General features: G+C 67.2%; 18 protein-coding genes. 3 read left to right on the top strand and 15 right to left on the bottom strand.

What is annotated here, in order from left to right; translation table 11 throughout:
• Positions 1-120 precede the first annotated feature (120 nt).
• The 10 genes from ACYVKI_RS07525 to ACYVKI_RS07480 all read right to left on the bottom strand — a co-directional run bounded on the left by ACYVKI_RS07525 (position 121) and on the right by ACYVKI_RS07480 (position 12957).
• The gene (locus ACYVKI_RS07525) at positions 121-1209 is read right to left on the bottom strand and encodes a hypothetical protein (RefSeq protein WP_460689726.1); all 1089 of its coding nucleotides are present in this window, start codon (positions 1207-1209) and stop codon (positions 121-123) included.
• The gene (locus ACYVKI_RS07520) at positions 1206-2015 is read right to left on the bottom strand and encodes a DUF5819 family protein (protein ID WP_460689725.1); all 810 of its coding nucleotides are present in this window, start codon (positions 2013-2015) and stop codon (positions 1206-1208) included. The genes ACYVKI_RS07525 and ACYVKI_RS07520 overlap by 4 nt, the downstream gene beginning before the upstream one ends.
• A 122-nt stretch (positions 2016-2137) precedes the next feature.
• Positions 2138-5278 carry a choice-of-anchor G family protein gene (locus tag ACYVKI_RS07515; protein WP_460689724.1) on the bottom strand — a complete coding sequence of 1047 codons (3141 nt, stop codon included), beginning with the start codon at positions 5276-5278 and terminating at the stop codon, positions 2138-2140.
• A 656-nt stretch (positions 5279-5934) separates the two neighbouring features.
• Positions 5935-7221: an adenylosuccinate synthase gene (locus ACYVKI_RS07510; protein ID WP_460689723.1), complete on the bottom strand. Its 1287-nt coding sequence runs from the start codon at positions 7219-7221 to the stop codon at positions 5935-5937.
• A 126-nt stretch (positions 7222-7347) separates the two neighbouring features.
• Entirely contained in the window at positions 7348-7902 is a 555-nt protein-coding gene (locus tag ACYVKI_RS07505) for a DUF421 domain-containing protein (protein WP_460689722.1), read from the bottom strand.
• Positions 7903-7982: 80 nt separating this feature from the next.
• Complete coding sequence (locus tag ACYVKI_RS07500; RefSeq protein WP_460689721.1) at positions 7983-8636, bottom strand: thymidine kinase; 654 nt, start codon at positions 8634-8636, stop codon at positions 7983-7985.
• A 72-nt stretch (positions 8637-8708) separates the two neighbouring features.
• A complete protein-coding gene (locus ACYVKI_RS07495) occupies positions 8709-10094 on the bottom strand; it encodes a lipase family protein (RefSeq protein WP_460689720.1) in 1386 nt (461 codons plus the stop codon).
• A 378-nt stretch (positions 10095-10472) separates the two neighbouring features.
• The gene (locus ACYVKI_RS07490; RefSeq protein WP_460689719.1) at positions 10473-10898 is read right to left on the bottom strand and encodes a DUF3151 domain-containing protein; all 426 of its coding nucleotides are present in this window, start codon (positions 10896-10898) and stop codon (positions 10473-10475) included.
• 29 nt (positions 10899-10927) lie between these two features.
• Positions 10928-11608, bottom strand: a complete 681-nt coding sequence (locus tag ACYVKI_RS07485) for a response regulator (protein ID WP_460689743.1) — start codon at positions 11606-11608, stop codon at positions 10928-10930.
• An 8-nt stretch (positions 11609-11616) separates the two neighbouring features.
• Positions 11617-12957, bottom strand: coding sequence for a sensor histidine kinase (locus tag ACYVKI_RS07480; RefSeq protein WP_460689718.1), 1341 nt, complete (start codon positions 12955-12957; stop codon positions 11617-11619).
• Positions 12958-13160: 203 nt separating this feature from the next.
• On the opposite strand from ACYVKI_RS07480, the gene ACYVKI_RS07475 reads away from it, so the two are divergent.
• From ACYVKI_RS07475 to ACYVKI_RS07465, 3 genes are read left to right on the top strand one after another with little or no spacing between them, the layout of a single operon-like run.
• The gene (locus tag ACYVKI_RS07475; RefSeq protein WP_460689717.1) at positions 13161-14243 is read left to right on the top strand and encodes an ABC transporter permease; all 1083 of its coding nucleotides are present in this window, start codon (positions 13161-13163) and stop codon (positions 14241-14243) included.
• Between the two features lie 46 nt (positions 14244-14289).
• The gene (locus ACYVKI_RS07470; RefSeq protein ID WP_460689716.1) at positions 14290-15081 is read left to right on the top strand and encodes an ABC transporter ATP-binding protein; all 792 of its coding nucleotides are present in this window, start codon (positions 14290-14292) and stop codon (positions 15079-15081) included.
• A complete protein-coding gene (locus tag ACYVKI_RS07465; protein ID WP_460689715.1) occupies positions 15072-15440 on the top strand; it encodes a hypothetical protein in 369 nt (122 codons plus the stop codon). The genes ACYVKI_RS07470 and ACYVKI_RS07465 overlap by 10 nt, the downstream gene beginning before the upstream one ends.
• A 24-nt stretch (positions 15441-15464) precedes the next feature.
• On the opposite strand, the gene phnE (ACYVKI_RS07460) is transcribed toward ACYVKI_RS07465, so the two are convergent.
• From phnE (ACYVKI_RS07460) to ACYVKI_RS07440, 5 genes are all read right to left on the bottom strand, one after another.
• Entirely contained in the window at positions 15465-16442 is a 978-nt protein-coding gene (gene phnE, locus ACYVKI_RS07460) for a phosphonate ABC transporter, permease protein PhnE (protein WP_460689714.1), read from the bottom strand.
• On the bottom strand, positions 16439-17461 hold the full coding sequence (phnE, locus tag ACYVKI_RS07455; RefSeq protein WP_460689713.1) for a phosphonate ABC transporter, permease protein PhnE: 1023 nt from the start codon (positions 17459-17461) through the stop codon (positions 16439-16441). The genes phnE (ACYVKI_RS07460) and phnE (ACYVKI_RS07455) overlap by 4 nt, the downstream gene beginning before the upstream one ends.
• Positions 17458-18309, bottom strand: coding sequence for a phosphonate ABC transporter ATP-binding protein (gene phnC / locus ACYVKI_RS07450; RefSeq protein ID WP_460689712.1), 852 nt, complete (start codon positions 18307-18309; stop codon positions 17458-17460). The genes phnE (ACYVKI_RS07455) and phnC overlap by 4 nt, the downstream gene beginning before the upstream one ends.
• A 43-nt stretch (positions 18310-18352) precedes the next feature.
• Positions 18353-19342: a phosphate/phosphite/phosphonate ABC transporter substrate-binding protein gene (phnD, locus tag ACYVKI_RS07445; protein ID WP_460689711.1), complete on the bottom strand. Its 990-nt coding sequence runs from the start codon at positions 19340-19342 to the stop codon at positions 18353-18355.
• 207 nt (positions 19343-19549) lie between these two features.
• Entirely contained in the window at positions 19550-20431 is an 882-nt protein-coding gene (locus tag ACYVKI_RS07440; RefSeq protein WP_460689710.1) for an HAD family hydrolase, read from the bottom strand.
• Positions 20432-20436: the final 5 nt, after the last annotated feature.

Genomic DNA, 20436 nt, shown 5'->3' with positions numbered 1-20436 from the left:
GGCTGGTCGACACGATTCTCGGACTGTTGAGCGGTCTGGGTCTCTGAGCCCCAGCCCGACTGATCACATGCCGCTGGCCCGGAACCGTCCCTCTGGCGAGGGTTCCGGGCCAGCGGTATGTCAGGGGCGGGAGGGGGCGGCCCGCCCCGCATGAGGCTCCCCACTGGGCGGGAGGGGCCCGGTCACGGATGCGGGCAGGCGGCGTCTCACCCGCGTCCTGGAAGCTGCGAGGAGGCGCTCCAGGAACCGGTAGGCACGGTCAGAGACGAAGATCGCGTCGAATGCGAGCATCGCCAGGGAGAACCAGGGAAGCCCCATCATCACCGCGATGCCTCCGTGGAGCAGGACGACCCCGATCAGGACCAGTCGGCGGCTGACCGGGTGCAGCAGTCCGACGGCGAAGAACAGCTGGACGTAGACGGAGAAGTAGGTCATCGCGGTCAGCAGCACGGGGTTTCCGGTGACCAGGCTGTTCAGCCAGGGGAACACTGCGTATTCGTGGAGACTGAGCGGGTAGAACAGGGCTGTGCCGGCCTGCCAGGTGGAGCCCTGGACCTTATACAGGGCGGAGGCCGTGTAGAGGATGAACACCTGGCAGGCCAGGGCGATGAGCGCGACATTGTGGATGAGGTTCGTCCACCAGCTCGGCAGAACCGGCATGGAGTGCCACAGACGCTGTCCGACCGAGAGCTGACTCTGGGTCGCGCGTTGCTCGCCACGGCGCCGTCGTCGGGCGTCGAGGGACCAGTGTTCTGCGGTGCTCATCAGTACCATGAGCAGCAGGCCGATGCGGGCGATGTTGTCACCCTGATCACCCATGGGTGAGGCGCGCTCCACCAGGGCGGCCATGCCGAGGGCGAGCAGCAGAGTCGTCAGCCGGGTGCGCCAGCCGATGATCACGGCGATCGCGAGTCCGATCAGGGCCAGGTAGATCAGCGTGAACAGTGCGGGAGACTCGACGCCGAAGACGTCGACCAGGCCGCCGAACGCGTTAATCTCACGGTACGGTTCGGCCCAGAAGGACCCGACACCCCACACCACGTGGCGGGCCGTGAAGTTGGACAGGAGCAGCCCCAGCATCGCAATGCCGACGAGGATGCGGGTGGCCGAGAGCCCGTATCGGGCGTTCTTGCGCAGCAGCAGCCATCCTTGGCCGCGGAGGATCCATTCCTGGATCGGCGCGTAGACGAGTTCGCGGACCGTGCTCATCTCCAGTCACCGCCCAACTCGAGGTAAGGAGCGAAGTGCTCGATCTGCTGGTCGGTCAGTTCCACAGGGGCACGCCATCCGTAGTCACGGTCAGTGCGAGTCGTGTCATCGATGGTCATGTCGCTGTCCCAGGAAGGCGCGGGGCGGGTACTGGTGCGGTATTGGACGTAGAGGATCTCCGCGCCGTCGCCCCATTCGTTCTCTGCGAAGCCGGTGGCGATGGCCGTGGCCGCTGAGTCGGCGGTCATGTAGCGGTTGATGTCAGAGACACCGACGCCGCCGTCGACCTCGGAGAGTCGCTCTCGGAGCTGCTCGACGGGGGTGTCGACGTAGTCCGCTTCCAACCAGTCTCGCTGTTCGGTGTTCATGCCGCTGATGGCGCTGTGCAGCCGGTCTGCGGTGCGGCGGGAGATCTTGGCAGCCCGGGAGGGGACGGGGTTTCCAGCGACGATGCCGTCTTCGTTGTCGATGAGGTCGACCCAGTCGGTCACCTGCACCTCGCCGGTCTCGTCCTGGATGGTGGCCCGGACCTCGAAGGTCACTGCGGTACGACGGGGATTCGGAGCGAATATGGACCAGTTCTGACCGAACCAGGGCTGCACGTACTCACGGACGCGGTCGACGCCGACCCAGTCCCGTGCGGGGGTGCCGGGAGCGACCCAGAGGCCGATGAGCAGAGTATGGATGAGCACCATCGCCAGCAGAGGCCACGTGAGGCCTCGGACGCCCTCAGGAAGCCTGTTGAGTTCCCGGCGGGTGCGCTCCAAATCTGGGCTGCTCCGATCCGGTTTTTCGGGTGTGCTCACCTGGCCTCGTCATTCTGCACTGTGGAGAAACTTCTTGGAGACAGATCAGCTGGCGACGCCCCCGCCTGTCAAGCGGTGGCGTCGCCAGCTGTCTGTCAATCAGCTGGTCAGCTCATGACTGCTCAGCTGGTGCGGCGCACCTTGGTGAACGCGACCACACCGGAGCCGACCACTACCAGCAGCAGGGCCAGGAGACCCAGGCCGAAGGCGCCGGAGACGCCGGTGGAGGCCAGGTCGTCGCCGGGCTTGCCAACGCCAGGCTTGCCATCGTCACCGGGCTTTCCGGGGTCCTTCGTCCCGGTTCCGTCCTCACCGGCAGCAGCTGGCTTGGCCACGGTCACCGTGTCAGAGGCCGAGTTGCCCTCGTCGTCGGTGGCCGTGACGGTCAGCACGCCGGGATCAGTACCCTCAGGCACGGTCCAGTCCACGGTGAAGCTGCCGTCCGAGTCCACCTCGACGCCCTCGATGGTGTCGATGGTGTCGCCGTCCGAGTCGGTGATGACCACGGTGACCGTGGAGTCCGGCACGAAGCCGTCGCCCTCGACCGTGATGTCGTCACCGGGCTGCACGGTGTCCGGGTCAACGGTGACCGACGGGTCGTAGTCGGTGCCTTCCTCGGTGCCTTCCTCGGTGCCTTCCTCGGTGCCTTCCTCGGTGCCTTCCTCCTCAGTGACGGTCAGAACAGCCTCGTCAGACTCACCAGTGGTGTCATCAGTACCAACAACCGTGAGGTCGCCAGGCTCCGTGCCCTCAGGAACAGTCCACTCCTGAGTGAAGCCACCCTCAGAGTCCGTCTCCACACCAGGGATGCTGTCGATGACAATGCCCTCGGAGTCGGTGATCACGATGTTCACCGTCGAGTCCGGGGTGTACCCCGTACCCTCGATGTCGGTCGACTCGCCCGGAGCAACAGTGTCCGGGTCGACGCTCAGAGCCGGATCAATGTCCGCCTCATCATCAATCACCGTCAGCACTGCCTCAGCAGGCTCACCAGTGGTGTCATCAGTACCAACAACCGTGAGGTCGCCAGGCTCCGTGCCCTCAGGAACAGTCCACTCCTGAGTGAAGCCACCCTCAGAGTCCGTCTCCACACCAGGGATGCTGTCGATGACAATGCCCTCGGAGTCGGTGATCACGATGTTCACCGTCGAGTCCGGGGTGTACCCCGTGCCCACGATGTCCGTCGACTCACCCGGAGCAACAGTGTCCGGATCCACCGACAGAGCCGGATCGATGACCGCCTCATCATCAGTCACCGTCAGAGTCGCCGAAGCATCCTCACCAGTGGTGTCATCCGTACCGACGACCGTCAACTCACCCGGGTCAGTACCCTCAGGAACCGTCCACTCAGTGGTGAAACCACCCTCAGAGTCAGTCTCCACACCAGGGATGGTCTCGATGACCTCGTCCTCAGAGTCAGTGATCTCCACCGTCACCGTCGAGTCCGGGGTGTACCCCGAACCCTCAACCGTGGTCGACCCACCCGGAGCAACCTCCTCCGGGTCAACCGACAGCGCCGGATCGATGACAGCATCATCATCGTCGTCACCCTCGGTCACCGTCAGCACTGCCTCAGCAGCCTCACCAGTGGTGACATCAGTACCGACAACCATCAGGTCGCCAGCCTCGGTACCCTCAGGAACAGTCCACTCAGTGGTGAAACCACCCTCAGAATCCGTCTCAACGCCCTCGATCGTGCCGATGACCTCGTCACCCTCGTCCGTGATCACGATGTCCACCGTCGAGTCCGGGGTGTACCCCGTCCCCACGATGTCCGTCGACCCACCCGGAGCAACAGTGTCCGGATCCACCGACAGAGCCGGATCGATGACCGCAGCCTCAGTACCGCGCACGGTCGAGGACGCCAGGTTCACCTGGGCCAGCGGACCAGCCGCAGGGATCAGGCTGACCTGCAGCGCACGCACCGTGGAAGAGCCCTCGCCGAGGTCGCCGACCTCCGGCTGAGCGTTCACGGTGAAGGAGGCCACCTGGGTGACGATGTCCAGTACGGGACCGACGACCTCAGTCGCCAGCGGTCCAGTGATGCTGTCGATCAACGTCTCCAGGTCAGCAAGTTCGCCGAGGGCATCGCCCACGAGCCCGCCGACGAGGTTCAGCACCAGATCGCCGAGCTCTCCAACACTGTCGATACCGAGCAGCGACAGGATCTGACCGATCGCACCATCAGAGTCCACCGTGAGACCGTCTTCGACGGTGCCGTCAAGGAGGTCGCCGAGGTTGGTGTCTAGTGCAATGGTGACACTGCCGGCCAGCGGGATGCTGAGGCTGACGTCCACCGCGAGAGCAGTGGCCCGAACGGTGTCCTCGATGTTGGTGACGATCTCCGTCACGACGTCGGTCACTGCCTGGGTGATGCCATCTGCGATGGCCGCGACGACCGGGCCGCTGAGCAGCTCGGAGTTCGCCGGCATGTCGTTGAGGTTCGGCAGCTCCGGGTTGGCTGCGAGCAGCGTCTCCAGGTCCACCGTGACCGCACCGTCGGTGAGGTCAACGGTCACACCGCTGCTCTCACCGACCACGTCGGCCGGCAGCAGCTCGGAGAGGTTCGGCGGAGTGAAGTCCACGTCCGTGCTCAGGTTGATGAGCCCCAGGTTCAGCTCCGAGTCCAACAGGTCAGAGATCGAGCCCGAGAGCCCGTCAAGCCCGCCCTGCAGCTCCTCCACAGTCTCCAGCAGGGACGTGTAGATCGCGCCGATGGCGGGGCTCTCGAGGTTCAGCGTCGCGCCAGCGATCTGGTAGTCGGAGACGGGCTCGCTGCCGCCGATCTGCCCGATGTTGGAGGACAGCGCACCCACCGTGAGGCTCAGATCGCTGATCAGATCCTCGGACGCGTCGCCACTGACCCGAGTCAGGAGTTCGCTCAGGTCGATGGAGGCGTCGGACGGGAACTGATCGGAGCCACCGACGGAGATCGCGCCCTGGTCACTGACGGCGCCGGAGGCCGCGCGGGCGTCTCCGTTGTCCTGGGCCTCGGCGTACTGGTTGACGGCACCCACCTGGATGACGCCGTTCGGGCCGAGGAGCTGGAGCGAGTCGCCCAGGTCCACACTGATGGCGTTGAGCACTTCAGCGCCCAGCGGGTTGGTCACGAGCGGGTGGTCACCGCTCGGGTTCTCAGCGAACGCACCGTTGATCTCGGCGATGTCGTCGAGGGTGATCCCTGCCGCCTGGCCTCCGAGGAACTTACCCAATCCCTCGGAGACGTCGCTGGGTGCGGCATTGGCCGGCGCTGCGCCAGTCAATGCCAGTCCTGCGGCCACCATGGTCGCAGTGACTGCCGAAGCACAGCGCTTCAGCAGTCCGCGTGGTGGCGGCCCTTGTCGATGTTCTGGTGCAACTAATGGCTTCCCCATGGAAGTCTCCCTGTTGTGCCTTGTGCTGATCCGCGCTAGCCCCAAGAGGTAACACGTCACCGAAATGTGATGATCGTGGCCGCGCAGTAATTTCAACTTTGTATGGGCATGACGAGAGTCACGCAACCGTCAGCAAACGTAGCACACCCTCCAGGCTACTGCCATAGATTTCCCAGGCGCTGTTCATCTACGCAGGCTCGCGGCGCCCGCCGACTGGAACCAAATCGCGTCACCATCGGCTGACCAGCTGTGATGAAACTCCACGTCACCCACCCAAGGGTCGCCGAGAGCACCTGTTCATCGAGGCTTCACGATTTAGTCGCATCGAACAGAATGTCGACAGATATCTCGAACACCCTGTGAGAAACTTTCACACAATCGCAATAACTACTCGCCAGTAATCACGAGCGAGTCACTCCGTCGTCGCTCCGGACCGCCCCTCGGTCACGAAATCGGCACAGACACGACGACGGCGGCCCCTCGGGAGCCGCCGTCGTCGCACACATCTGACGAGCCCACCCCGGGAACCCGGGGGCCCGGAGAGATCAGTCGATCAGATCCCTGACCGCGATGACCTCATCACGGCCAGGCCCGACTCCCACCCCCGAGATCCGGGTGCCGCTCATCTTCTCCAGCGCCAGCACATAGTCCCGCGCATTGGTCGGCAGCTCGTCCAGGCTCCGTGCACCGGAGATGTCCTCCGTCCAGCCGTCGAAGTGCTCGAAGATCGGCTTCGCATGATGGAACGCCGTCTGAGTCATCGGCATCTCATCATGCCGGACACCATCGACGTCGTAGGCCACACAGACCGGGATCCGCTCGATACCGGTCAACACGTCCAGCTTGGTCAGGAAGTAGTCGGTGAAGCCGTTGATGCGGGAGGCGTGACGCGCCATCACCGCGTCATACCAGCCGCACCGGCGCGGACGGCCGGTGTTCACTCCGAACTCACCGCCGGTCTTCTGCAGGAACTCGCCCCACTCGTCGAACAGCTCCGTGGGGAACGGCCCCGCCCCCACACGGGTGGTGTAGGCCTTGATCACGCCGATCGACCGGTTGATCCGCGTCGGCCCGATGCCGGAGCCCACCGACGCCCCGCCGGCCGTCGGGTTCGACGACGTCACGAACGGGTAGGTGCCGTGGTCGACGTCGAGATAGGTGGCCTGGCCACCCTCCATCAGCACCACGTCACCCTCATCCAGCGCGTCATTGAGCAGAATCGTGGTGTCCACCACCATGGGCCGCAGTCGCTCCGCGAAGGAGAGGAAGTACTCGGCGATCTCATCCACAGTGATGGAGCGCCGGTTGTAGAGCTTGATCAGCAGTTCGTTCTTCTGTCGCAGCGCGCCGTCGATCTTCTGCCGCAGGATCGACTCGTCGAAGATGTCCTGGACCCGGATGCCGAGCCGCCCCACTTTGTCCATGTAGGTCGGGCCGATGCCACGCCCCGTGGTGCCGATCGCACGCTTGCCCAGGAACCTTTCGGTCACCTTGTCCATGGTCTGGTGATAGGGCGCCACCAGATGCGCGTTGGCGGAGATCCGCAACCGGGAGGTGTCCGCACCGCGGGCCTCGAGGCCGTCGATCTCCTCGAACAGCGCCTCCAGGTTCACCACCACGCCGTTGCCGATCACCGGCACCGCATTCGGGGAGAGGATCCCGGCCGGCAGCAGCTTCAGCTCGAACTTCTCCCCACCGACGACCACCGTATGGCCGGCGTTGTTGCCGCCGTTGGGCTTGACCACATAGTCGACGCGTGAGCCGAGCAGGTCAGTCGCCTTGCCCTTCCCCTCGTCTCCCCACTGGGCACCGACGATCACAATGGCTGGCATGTCGCTCCTTCAGCGGTCCCGCGGATACGCGCAGGACGTCTCGACGTCAATGCCGTCTCCTTGCGCCGACGACACCGACGGCAAGTCTATCAACGCCGATGTGACAGACCGGTGACGCCGTCGACGTCAGCTGCGCGGACCAACGGGCGGGCCGCCGTCGTCACCCTCGGCGAAGGGCCGCAGGCTCGACCCGTCCCCCAACTGCCCCTCGGCGATCACCCCGAGGTCACCGTCCTGCTGCAACACCACAGCCGCAACACCCTCCAGCGACCCGGCCCCGGACTTGCGCACCGCGGTGTGCACATCCTCCTCCACCAGCTGGTGTCTGCGCATCGCCCGACGCTGAAACTCCCCCTGATAGTGGATCAGCACCGGCGGAGAGTCCAACAGGCGGCGGACCCGCGGCGAGCGCCCCCGCACCCAGGCGAGCAACCACTGCAGCAGGATCAGCAGCGCAAGAGTCAGCACCGTCTGCGCCAGCGGCACATCCACAGCGGTCAACGTGCGTCCGAAGGCCGACCCGATGGTCACCGCCACGATGAAGTCCAAGGGCGTCATCGACGCCATCGTGCGCGGCCCCGAGAGGCGCAGCATCACCAACAGAGCCAGGTAGCCGGCCACCACCGTCACCAGGGTGTGGACGATCGGCTCCCAGCCGTCCCAGTACTGTGTCAGATCCATGGGCTCAGCCTCGCAGGCGGTCCCGCACCCGTCCAGAGGTGCGGCGATCACTGCACCAGGTGGGCACCGCTGTGGCGCGATCAGCCCAGCCGACCGCCCGAGGCCTCCAGGTAGCAGGCCGCGCACAGTGATTCGTACCAGACGTCCTCACCGTCGATGGCGACCTGGTCGCCGTCGAAGAGGATCCGCTCCCCCGCCCGGCGGGTGTTGAACACCGCCTTGGCACCGCAGCGGCAGATGGTCTTCAGCTCCTCCAACGAATGGGCGATGTCCATCAGCCGGGCCGAGCCGGGGAAGGAACGGGTACGGAAGTCCGTGCGGATCCCATAGGCGAGGACCGGGACCTCGTCGAGCACCGCGATGCGCAGCAGATCGTCGATCTGCTCCTCGGTGAAGAACTGGGCCTCATCCACCAGCAGGCAGGCCACCGGTTTCACTCCGCGGCGCAGCGCCCGGGAGTCCGCGGCGTCGACGCCGTCCAACAACGTCCCCGGGGTGCTGCCCTCGGCGTGCTGGGCGAACAGCTCGCGCAGGTTCGCCTCCGTGGGGACCAGAAAGTCCACCTCACGGGTGACCCCGAGCCGGGAGACGATCTCATCAGCCCCCTTGGTGTCCAGCTCCGGTTTGGCCAGCAGCACACGCTGGCCGCGCTCCTCATAGTTGTAGGCCGCCTGGAGCAGACCGGTGGACTTGCCGGAGTTCATCGCTCCGTAGCGGAAATAGAGCTTGGCCACCCTCGTCCTCTCCACGCGTGTGCGGGCCCCGCTCATTGTAGAGGGCGGAGCCCGCAGGCACGGCGGTTCACCTCAGAGGCGCCAGCAGCTGTTCGCCGTGCTCCACCCGTTCAGCGTCAGCGAGGTGAACAGGGCCACCCCCGGCATTCCGGCCACGTAGCCGCCCACATGGGTCGGTGCGACATTCGATTCGAAGGCCACACGCGCGCCCTCTGCACACCACCGCTGGGCCAGCCCGCGTCCGGTGCGATAGGGGATCACATCATCGAGCAGGCTGTGATTGACCTGCACCGGCACGTCCGGGGATCGTCCCTGACCGATGCGCTGCTCGGCCAGCGCCGAAGCGAACGGCTCGTCCTGGATCAGCTCGGTGAAGCCCCGCCCGTCCACTGTGAGCGTGGAGGTGTCGACGAACATGTGGCTGATCAGCGCGGAGATCGTGCACTGACCTGAGGCCTGCTCCAGGCGTGCCAGCCCCTCATCGTTGAGGAACTCCGCCGGGTCCAGCCCCTCGGACTCCACCAGCCCGCCGAGGGCGAAGAGGAGGAACGCGTTGTAGAGGCTGCTGTCGATCATGTCCGCCACCTCGAACAGGTCGGCGGGGACAGCCCCGGCCGCGCCCGAGATCAGGTTCAGCTCCGGCGCCCACTCCTGGGCGATCTCCAGGGCCGCGGCCGAGGCGCCTCCACCCTGGGAGTAGCCGCGGATGTGGACGGGGTTCTCCTCCCCCAGGTCCACTCCCTCGGCCTGCTGGGCCGCCCGGGCGGCGTCGAGCACGGCGTGGGCCTGGTCCACCCGGTTCATGTAGGTGTGCGCACCTTCGGTGCCCAGCCCGATGTAGTCCGGCACGACGACGGCGTAGCCCGCCTCCAGCGTCGCAGCGATGCCCAGCCCTTCATACTCGGTGCCGGCGGCCAGCTGACGGCTGGGCGCGCACTGGTCCCCCAACCCCTGGGTGCCCGGCGCGTGGACCACCAGCGGCCGCTGCGGATCCTGGCCGCTGCGGCTCGGCTCCAGCACCGTGGCGACGGCGGCCCGCGCCTCCCCGTTGGCATCGGTGGTGCGGTACATGATCCGGGTGACGGCGGCGTCATGCTCGATCAGCCCGACCGGGTCCAGGTAGAAGGTGCTCGGCTCCTGCCGGATCAGCGCTCCGTCCTGCTCGGGCAGGGTGGCCGGGGTGGTGTAGAAGTCCGAGTCCGTGGAGGCGGCCAGCTCCTCGGCGGCCGCGGCGTAGCGCAGATCCTCTGCCGTGAGCTCATCGGAGGCCTCCAGGACTTCCTCCGCTTCCTCGAGCGAGACGTCATCCGGGACATCGGCGGCGTCGAGATCCTCCGGCCCGGCGCCGTCGGTGTGACGTTCCTGCAGCAGCTGCTCCAGCTCGCCCAGCTCCTCCTCCACAGCGAGGTCCGAGGGCTCCTCCGGGGTGGCGGAGGCGGCGGGCATCACTGTCAGCACCAGTGCCGCAGCGGAGACTGCCGCCCCTGCCCCCTGAGCCAGCCGGCGGGAGCGCCTGCCCCGTTTCCCCGTGGCTGGTGGCTCCAGGGGTGCCTGGCTGCAGGTGCCGCTGCGGCGGCAGGGGCCATGGTGACGGGGGCGGTGATCGGGTCTGCGGGGAGTCTCAGGTGGGATCATCGGGCTTCTCTTCGGTGGGTGATCAGTGGAGGGACACTGATTACTCACCGGTGTGACTTACGAGTAATACGTGTCCCGGATCACACCATAGTCTGAGGATCGCGCGCTGGGAAGACCCCTGCGCTCTCGGCCGCCTGCCCCGCCCGACGACGAAGGGGAGGGCGAGCTTGGCGCTCGCCCTCCCCTTCTCCGTCCGGCACCTCAGCTCTGCAGGGCGGCGATCTGCTCCCGGGCAGTGGGATCGCAGTCGTTCAGGAACGTCGAGATGCGGTGGACCTCCTCGGTCTCCCCGATCGCAGCCGCAGCCTGCCCCAAGGCGGCGAGCGCCCGGAGGAAACCCCGGTTGGACTCATGGGACCAGGGCACCGGCCCGGAGCCCCGCCAGCCGGAGCCGCGCAGCGCGTCCAGCCCCCGGTGATACCCCACTCGGGCATAGGCGTAGCCCTCCACGGTGTACCCCTGGGACAGGGCCTCCTCGGCCAAAAGCGCCCACACCAGCGACGACGTAGGGTGCTGCGCCGCGAGATCTACAGGTTCCTGGCCATCCGCGAGGGATTCGGTGACCTCGGGCTCAGCCGGCAGCAACGTGGGCTCCGGCTCCATCAGGTTGCGTCCGACGATACTCATGGCCGCCATCCTACGCGGCTGATCCACCCTCACGCGCGGATGATTCCCCGCGCTGACGCCTCCCGCACCGCGGCTGTCCGATTGTCCGCCCCGAGCTTCTGGTAGATGTGCACCAGATGAGTCTTCACGGTGGCCACCGAGATGAACAGCTGTCGCGCGATCTGCTGGTTGGACAGCCCTGTGGCCAGCAGCTCGAGAAGCTCCACCTCACGTGTGCTCAGCGACGTGCTCTCATCCCGCATTCTGCCCATCAGCCGGGCGGCGACAGCAGGGGCCAGGGCGGTGCGTCCCGCCGCAGCGTCATGGACCGCCCGATGGATCTCCTCCGGAGCGGCGTCCTTGAGCATGTATCCGCTCGCCCCCGCCTCCACTGCGGCAAGGATATCGGCTTCCGTGTCGTAGGTCGTCAGGATCAGCACCGGAACGTTCGGACACTGCTGCCGCAACCGACGAGTCGCCGCGACGCCGTCCATGCCCTCTCCCATCTGAATGTCCATCAGCACCAGGTCGGGTGTGTGCCTCTCCGCGATGAGCCGTGCGACGACGTCGAGGGCCGCCTTCCCGTCCGCCGCTTCAGCCACCACTCGGATCCCGGGATCCTCACCGAGCATCGCGCGCAGGCCGGCTCGGACCACCGGGTGGTCATCGACCAACACAGCTCTGAGTCCCTCACAGAGCTGATCGCCATCCTCGGCACCATGGTTCCGCATCTCCCGACTCATCGCGTCGCCTCCTGCTGAGACTCCTCGGTCTGCTGTTCCAACGGGATGCGAATGGACACCGCCGTCCCCTCCCCGAGGGCAGATTCCACATGCAGTTGGCCACCCTGGATCGCCAGACGGTCTCGCAATGCGGCGAGCCCGACGCCGGTGCCCGCCGGGCCCCCTGGCCCGGCGACGCTGCGCGCCTGAGCCGTCTCCTGCGGATCGAACCCCACGCCGTCGTCGACGACGTCGACGAGCAAGGCGTCCTGCAGGAACGTCAGAGTGACGGCGGCAGTGTCGGCCTGTGCATGCTTCAACACATTGGCCAGGCTCGCCTGCACGGCCCGCAGCACCAGCATCGCCTGGCCTCCCGCGACGGATCGGGGCCCTCCGCTGACGCGTAGTCGACACCGCAAGCCCTGTCCCTGTGCGGCGGCCTGCGCTTCGATCTGTCGGCAGGCACGGCTCAGCTCGTCGAGGAGGCCCGGATCCTGCTGCTCACCGGACTGCAGCACGGCGACGAAGCGTCGAGCCTCATCCAGGTTCTCCCCTGCGGTGCGCACCACCGTGCTCAACTGGTCCCGGGCCTGCGCAACGGAGCCTGAGTCGAGATTGGAACCTGCGGCACGACTCATCAGGACGATGCTCGCCAGCCCCTGGGCGAGCGTGTCATGGATCTCACGGGCCAGCCGCTCCCGCTCAACGAGCGCGCCCGCCTCCCGCTGGGCGGCGACCAGTTCCTGGCGAGCGCGCTGCAGGTCTGCCATCGTCTCCCGAAGCGCGCGGTTCTCCTGATCCATGATTCGGTAGGCCTGCGCCATCAGCCCGGCACAGACGGCTCCGATGATCGGTCCGATCACCGTGGCGGGATGGTCTCCTCCGGGCTGGTTCCAGAGCGCGAGGACGACGGCAGCCGTGAGACCCGCGACGGCGACGACGGCCCATGGGATGCGCAGCAGGTGCAGGTGCAGGAAGAACAGCGGGAAGGCGACCCAGGCGAAGTCTGCGCTGACGGCCAGCAGCCCGCCCCACAGGCCGGTGACCACGAACAGCCACACCAGCGTGCCGCCCTGTCCGAGCGCTGAGGCCGTCCGCAGAGGTCCGGCGCTCGACGACGCCGACATGCTCGACTCCGAGACGCGCCGTTCCACGAGCGTGCCGGCCACATAGACCGCCGCGAACACCAGCGCCAGCGCGGCTCCGGTGATGCGGATTTCGACGGAGTGAGGGCCGTCCAGCAACCGGACGAGCCCGATGAGAAGGAGCACCGCCACGCTGGTGTGCAGACCTACGCGCAGGCTGCGCAGGATCACCACACCACGCTCTGCCCGTGGATGCTCGTCCGACCTCAGCATCCCCCCATCGTATGCGGGCGAAGACATCAGGGCATCAACCGAACGGTTGACCGGCACCTCCACCGTTCGGAGGCTGAGGCTCCACCACCCAGGCGATGGAGAACCCGCACTCGCGAAGGAGAGTGGAGGAAGACACGGCGGATGCGCTCCGCCCCGACCGACCAGCGAGGTCGGAACAACCCTGACGATGATCGGAGATCCTGATGTATCTGGCACTTCGCGAAGTCCGCTTCGCCCGCGGGCGCTTCGCACTGATGGGCACAGTGGTCGCCCTGATCACGCTGCTGCTGGTGATGCTCACTGGGCTGACCTCCGGACTGGCGCGACAGAATGTCGCCGCGATCGACTCGCTGCCGGCGGATCGGATCGCCTTCGGGAATGACGAGCGCGATCCCAGCTACACAGAGTCCTCCGTCGACGCTGAGCAGCTGGAGGCGTGGCAGCAGGCCGAAGGCGTGGCCCACGCGGAGCCGCTGGGTATCAGCCAGACCACGGCCGAGGCCGGGAACGCGGTCTCAGTGGCCGTCTTCGGACTCGCCGAGGACTCCCGAATGACGCCAGACGGCGAGGCGGCGCCGAGTGCGGATCAGACGGTGGTCTCCGAAGAGATCAGCGAGGACCTGGGGCTGACGATCGGCGATCCGGTGACGGTCAACGGCCAGGAGCTCACGGTCAGCGCCGTGACTCCGACCCAGTGGTACAGCCACACCCCGGTGATGTGGACCGCACTGACGCAGTGGCAGGAGCTCTCTCCGCGTGGCGATCCCGATACCGTCGGCACCGTCCTGGCAGTGACCGCGCAGAATGGGACCTCCCCGACCCTCGATGAGCAGGCGGTGGATGACGCCGCCGGCACCTGGAGCATGACCCCCACAGAGAGCTTCGACGCACTGGCGTCCTACTCCTCCGAGAACGGATCCCTGACGCTGATGCAGGTCATGCTCTATCTGATCTCCGGGCTGGTGATCGCAGCGTTCCTCACCGTATGGACCGTCCAGCGCACCCGCGACATCGCGGTGCTGAAGGCTCTCGGCGCCTCCACCGGCTATGTACTGCGCGATGCTCTGGCGCAGGCTGCGGTGGTGCTCACTCTCGGTGCGAGCGTCGGTGGTCTCGCCGGGTGGGCCGGCGGTCTCGCCGCCAGCGGGGCGGCGCCTGTCGAACTCACCATGCTGACGACTCTCGCACCCGCGGCCGGAGTCCTCCTCACCGGGCTCGCCGCCGCCGTTCTCGCTGTCCGCCGGGTCACCCGGGTGGACCCCCTCCTCGCACTCGGCGGCAGCTGATCCGCGCCCGCACTGTCCATCGCCCTTCCACCTCATAGGAGCACCCATGCCCACATCGCCACTCACCTCAGACCAGACGGCATCGGCCGTTCCCTCTGACACCAGCTCCCACACCGTCCCCGCACACGCGCCGACGGCCCTCGAGCTGGACGGTGTGACCCTCACCTACCCGGACGGCGCAGGGACGCTCACCGCTCTGGACCAGATTTCGCTCCGCGTCGGCGCGGGTCAGATGCTCGCCCTCGTCGGTCCCTCCGGCTCCGGAAAGTCCAGTCTGCTCGCCGTCGCGGCCACTCTGGTCCAGCCTCAGCACGGCGTAGTGAGCATCGCCGGACGCGATGCCGCCCAGCTCAGCCGCCGAGGCCGCGACCGGCTGCGGCGCGACGAGATCGGCATGATCTTTCAGCAGCCCAACCTGCTGCCGTCGCTGACGGCGCGTGAGCAGCTCATCATCGCGGAGGACATGAGGGGAGGTGCCCGTCGGTCGGCCGCGGCCAGGGCCGACGCCCTGTTGGAGGAGGTCGGACTGACCGACGCCGCCGGGCGGAGACCTCATGAGCTCTCCGGAGGAATGCGCCAGCGTGTCAACATCGCCCGCGCCCTGATCGGCTCGCCGTCGGTGCTGCTGGTGGACGAACCGACGGCCGCTCTGGACCACGACCGCTCCCTGACCGTGGTGCAGCTGCTCGCGAGGCTGACGGCGGAGCATCAGGTGGCCACCGTGATGGTCACCCACGACACCGAGTACGTGCCGATGGCCGACGCCGTGGCCACGATGCGTGACGGCGCACTGTCCCGCCCCGAACCGACCGACACCGGAGAGACCTCATGGAACTGACCCACACCATCCTGATCCTCGCCCACCTGCTCGGCCTCGCCGTGCTCATCGGCAGCCCGCTCGGCGCCCTACCGGGCGCAGGTGGAACCCCCAGGTCGACCCTCGCCGTGGGAGTTCGCCGCCTGCTGCTCTCCGCGGCGGCCCTGCAGCTCGTCACCGGGCTGGCGCTGACGGCGCTGCTAGAGATCGATGATGCGGCGTCAGCGGACCACACGAAGATCGCCGTGAAGCTGGGCCTGCTGCTCGTCGCGGGCGGCCTCACCGTCCATCTGGCCCGGCGTCCTGATCAGGCACACGTCCGCCTGTGGCTCCTGAGCCTCATCTCCGCAGGAACCGCCGCCGTCGCTGTGCTGTGGTGAACCACCGACGGGGTCTCCGGACCCTCAGGTCGGAGGAACGCCGACCACAGGACCGTCACCGGTGTCATCAGCACACACCGACGCCCTCACCTGCTTCTGCGGCGCCCCGTGGATGACCCGGTGACGGATCCAGGCCGAGATCTGGTCGATGATGATGGTGACCACGATGATCACCACCAGGGTGATGCCGATGCGATCCCAGGCACGCACGTTGAACAGGGCCGAGAGCAGCGAACCGATGCCTCCGGCTCCGAGCACCCCGAGGATGGCCGAGGCCCGGATGTTGACCTCGAAGCGGTAGAGCCAGATGGCGATCACCTCAGGCATCACCTGCGGCAGCACCGCCCAGCGGATCATCTGCAGCTTGGTGGCCCCTGAGGCGCGGGCGGACTCCAGCGGGCCGGGGTCCACCCCTTCGATCGCCTCAGAGATCAGCTTCGACAGCGTACCGATGGAGCTCACGCCCAGCGCGAGCGCCCCGGCCAGCGGGCCGAGTCCGAAGATCGGCAGCATCACCGCGATCGCGAAGACGATCTCCGGGACCGCGCGGATCACCGAGAGGATGAACCGGACCACCACATAGATGGGCAGCGGGGTCATGTTCCGTGCGGCCAGGAACCCCATCGGCAGGGAGAACAGCGCCCCCACCACTGTGCCGATCCAAGCGATCTGCACCGACTCGAGCATGTCGGAGAAGGCGGTGGACCAGGCGGCCTGCACCTCCGGGGTGAGCGGCTGGAACACACCCTGCACCATCAGGGCGGAGTAGGTGACGAAATTGCCCGGGAATTCGGCCAGCCGCGCGAAGTTCGCCCCCGTGGCGGAGACCGAGGCGATGACCAGGATCCCGAAGGCCAGCAGCCCCAGGTTCCACCCGAGCTTGGAGGGCCTCACCGGACGCCGGTCCAGCAGGTCCGGAGTGCGGCGCGGGGCCCCACCGGGCTCGCCTGATGGGCCGACGGCCGGCCGAGACTGTCCTCCAGGTTCGACGGTGTCGTTCATGTCAGCCTCCGGCGGATGGTCAGCGAGAGGAAGTCCACGGCCAGCACCACGACCACCAGGGCGATCATGATCGCGGAGATGTTCTCGTAGGCGAACCGGGAGAGCTGCACGCTGATGGTGGAGCCGATGCCTCCGGCGCCGACGATTCCCAGCACCACCGAGGCGCGGATGTTCAGCTCGAAGACGTAGAGGCTGTAGGAGAGGTAGCCGGGCAGGATCTGCGGGACCACAGCGATCCGGTCCCGCTGCAGCAGGTTCGCTCCGGAGGCGTCGGCGGCTTCGAGCGGCCCCCGATCCACGGCGTCGATGGTCTCACCGGTGAGCTTGGCGATGATGCCGATGTTGAACATCACCAGCGCCATCACCCCGGCCATCGGCCCGGCTCCCCCGGCGGTGCCGCCCAGCAGCGCGACGAAGAGCAGCCCGTAGCCGATGTCCGGGATGGAGCGGATCACCGAATTCATCGCCTTCACGACCTGCGAGACGCCCGTGTTCGGGCTCGAGACCGGCGACGCGAGCATGGCCAGCAGCAGTCCGATGCAGCAGCCCACCGTGGTGGCCACCACGGCCATTGCGATCGTGACCAGCCAGGCGTCCGAGACCCGCCAGATGAACCCCCAGTTCGGGTTCAGGAACCCCTGCAGCACCGGTTCGGCCCGGTGGGCGTCCTCCCACAGCGGGGCCAGAGTGAAGTCGATGCCGGAGCCTCCCCACCAGGTGACCCCGACCACGGCAAGCACCCCCAGCACCGGCAGCGTCCCGGTGCGGGTCCGCCACCCCAGCGCCAGCACACCGGCCAGCACCAGGGCACCGATGCTGGTGGACAACGGCAGCCGGGCGATCCCGAGGTCGAGCACGAGTGTGGACCCGGAGGTCCAGCGGAAGAACAGCACCAGGAGCACCGCGACGGCGGCGAGACCCAGGTAGCCCGCGGTGCTGGGGCGTGGCTTCTCCGGACGTTCGGGGCCGGGTGCGCCGGGCGCGCCGTCCGAGGCGGCAGGGCGAACAGTGGTGGTCAACGGCCCGCACGCTCCACCGGCGACTCGTCTGCGGCAGTGTCACCAACTGTGTCACCAGCTGTGTCCTCAGCAGTGTCCTCAGCAGTGCCTTCGACAGTGTCCTCGGCGGTGAGCGAACGTTGGTAGACCGCTTCGATGGCGGCGTCGGTGGCCTCCCCCACCGGGCCGTCGAAGACGACCTCGCCGCCGCGCATGCCGATCACCCGGTCCGCGTAGCGGCGGGCCATCTCCAGATGGTGCAGGTTCACAATCGTCGTGATGCCCAGCTCCCGGTTGATCCGTCGCAGGTCCTGCAGGACCTTGTGCGCCGTGGGCGGGTCCAGGGAGGCCACCGGCTCATCGGCCAGAATGACCTCGGGATCCTGGGCGAGGACCCTGGCGATGGCGACTCGCTGCTGCTGCCCACCCGAGAGGGCGGAGGCACGATTGTAAGCCTTCTCCACGATCCCCACCCGCTCCAGCGAGCGGAAGGCGATCTCCTTGTCCTCGGCCCGGTACCAGCCCAGCAGCGAGCGCCAGGAAGGGGTCTGTGAGGAGCGGCCCACCAGCACGTTGGCGAGCACCGTGATGCGGGTGACCAGGTTGAAGGACTGGAAGATCATCCCCACCCGGGAGCGCAGGCGGCGCAGTCGACGTCGGGAGCTGGTGTCGACGACGTCGCCACCCACCGTCAGCGTGCCTGAGGTGTAGGGCACCAGCCCATTGATGGTGCGGATGAGGGTGGACTTGCCGGCCCCAGAGAGGCCGACGATGACGACGAACTCCCCTTCCTCCACGGTGAGGCTGACGTCCTTCAGCCCCTGGAATCCGCCAGGATAGACGACGTCGACGTTCTCGAATCTGATCATGGGATGTCCGGACGATGGAGTCGGTCGGGCGGGTGCGTCGGGACTACTCGTCCTCACCGAAGTTCGCAGCCACGTCGCGGGCGGCGTCGAGGGCGTCGATGTTGGCCTCGACCAGGTCATCGATCTCGTAGACGTCGAAGAGGACCTCCTGACCGGCCTCGGACTCAGTCAGCGCCAGGAACCCGTCAGTGATCTGCTGCCTCTCCTCGTCGCTGAGGTCGGCGGCCAGGGCGATGCCGTCATTGGGGATGTCCTCACTCCAGGCGAAGACCACGACCTCCTCGCCGACGTCCTCCTGCTCCTCGACGACCGATTCGCGGGCGTCGTCGAAGCTGACCCCGACGCTGATCTCTCCGCTGTAGACGTTGAGCACGGAGTTCGGGTGGCCGCCGGCGAACTGCGCGTCGATGTCGCTGAAGGGGTCGAACCCGTTGAGCACCTCGAGCTGGGTGGCCGGGTAGTAGTACCCGGAGGCGGACCCTTCGTCCACGAAGGAGATCGTCGCGCCTTCTTCGATGAGCTCCAGGGCTTCCTCGCCGACGGGGCCCTCCGTCGCGGCGTCGGTGCCGTTGCAGAAGAGCATCTCGTAACCCTGGCCGGTCTCGGCCATGACGGGCTCATCCAGACAATAGGTGTCCGGGTCGTTGGTGAACCACTGGGTCACGTAGGTGTCGGAGCCGTAGCGGATCGACTGCAGCACGGCCTCGGCACCGGCCTGGTCGATCGCCTGGACCAGGGCGATGGGGCCGAACATGCCGATGTCGGCCTGCCCGGTCTGCATGGCGGTGACCAGCCCGGCGTAGTTGTCGGTGATGTAGGGCTCCACTTCGCGGTCCAGCTCCTCGGCCAGCAGCTCGGCCAGCGCGTCAGCGTCCTCGACGAGCTGGTCCATGTCCTGAGAGGGGACCAGACCGAGGACGAGTGCCTCACCACCGGCCTCCTCGGCACCGCCGTCATCATCGGTGTCGGCGACGCAGCCGGCCAGGGCGAGCGCGAACACGCCTCCCAGTGCGACAGCGGACGTGGTCTTCATGCGCATAAGCGGATTCCCTCTTCAATCACGGTGCAGGAGGCTGATTCTGGTCACACTCTAGAGTGCGCAGATGGCCCTCACAAGCCATAACAATGAGGTTTGAGGAGTCGTCACACACTGTTCACCCACTCTGCCGCTCCACGTGAGCCATGCCATTTCGCAGACGTGAGACACGTCTCATGACTCCCGAGTAGCCATCAGCCCAGGTCAGCTCGACGTCGGGCGCGCCAGCGTCTGCGCACCCCAGCCACTGTCCCGGTTCTCCTGACGCGCCCAGGTGCGGATGATCTGCGCGGCCTCGATGAAGCTCCCTACGCGGTGGTCCGGGTCCCCCAGTCCGGTGTGGAAGCGATCGATCAGCAGGGTGGTCCCACCGAGATCCCCCACGGGCTCCAGGTCATTGCGCCAGATGTCTCCTACCGAGAGCACCTGGCCCGGGGCGATCGGGGACTCCTGGTTCTCCACTGCGCAGGCCCGCCGCAGCGCATCCGGCATGCCCAACGGCTTGCGGGCGTCATTGATGACGGCATCGAAGGCGCCGACGAGGTCGAGCGCCTCAAGCCAGGGGGCGAAGGCGCCTGCCGGCGCATTGGTCACCAGCACGACGACGGCGGCCCTCCGGACCTCGTCCAGCAGCTCGGCAAGCCCCTCCGGGGCCTGGATGTCGGTGGACGTCAGACCTCGAGCGCGCAGATCCTCGCGCCCTCCGAGGAAGGCCCTGCCGGCCTCCACGTCGCTGAGCCCCGCCTGCCGGGCGAGCAGTTGGACGAGCTGATAGCCGTCCTGCACCGGCCAGGAGACGGGGTGGGCGCTGTGCGCGACCTCCTCGGCCGTGGTCTGCCGTCGCACCTCCTGCTCCACACCGAGGGGCGCGCCGGCGTCGTCGTAGGCGATCTCGTCGACGAGCAGATCATCGGTGGCCAGGGCACGGGTGACGGCATCATGCACCCAGATCGGCTGACCGCGCTCGGCGAGCGTGGCGTCCACCCGGGCGGCATAGGACAGGACGGGATCGTCGCCCAGGCAGACGGTGCCGTCGAAGTCGAGGAGCAGCAGGCGGGTGCGGGGGTCGGAGCTGGTGGTGGTCACAGGAT

The organism is Nesterenkonia suensis (assembly GCF_054782935.1).
Note: the sequence above shows the minus strand (reverse complement) of the source record. Positions and strands in the feature narration are given on the sequence as shown.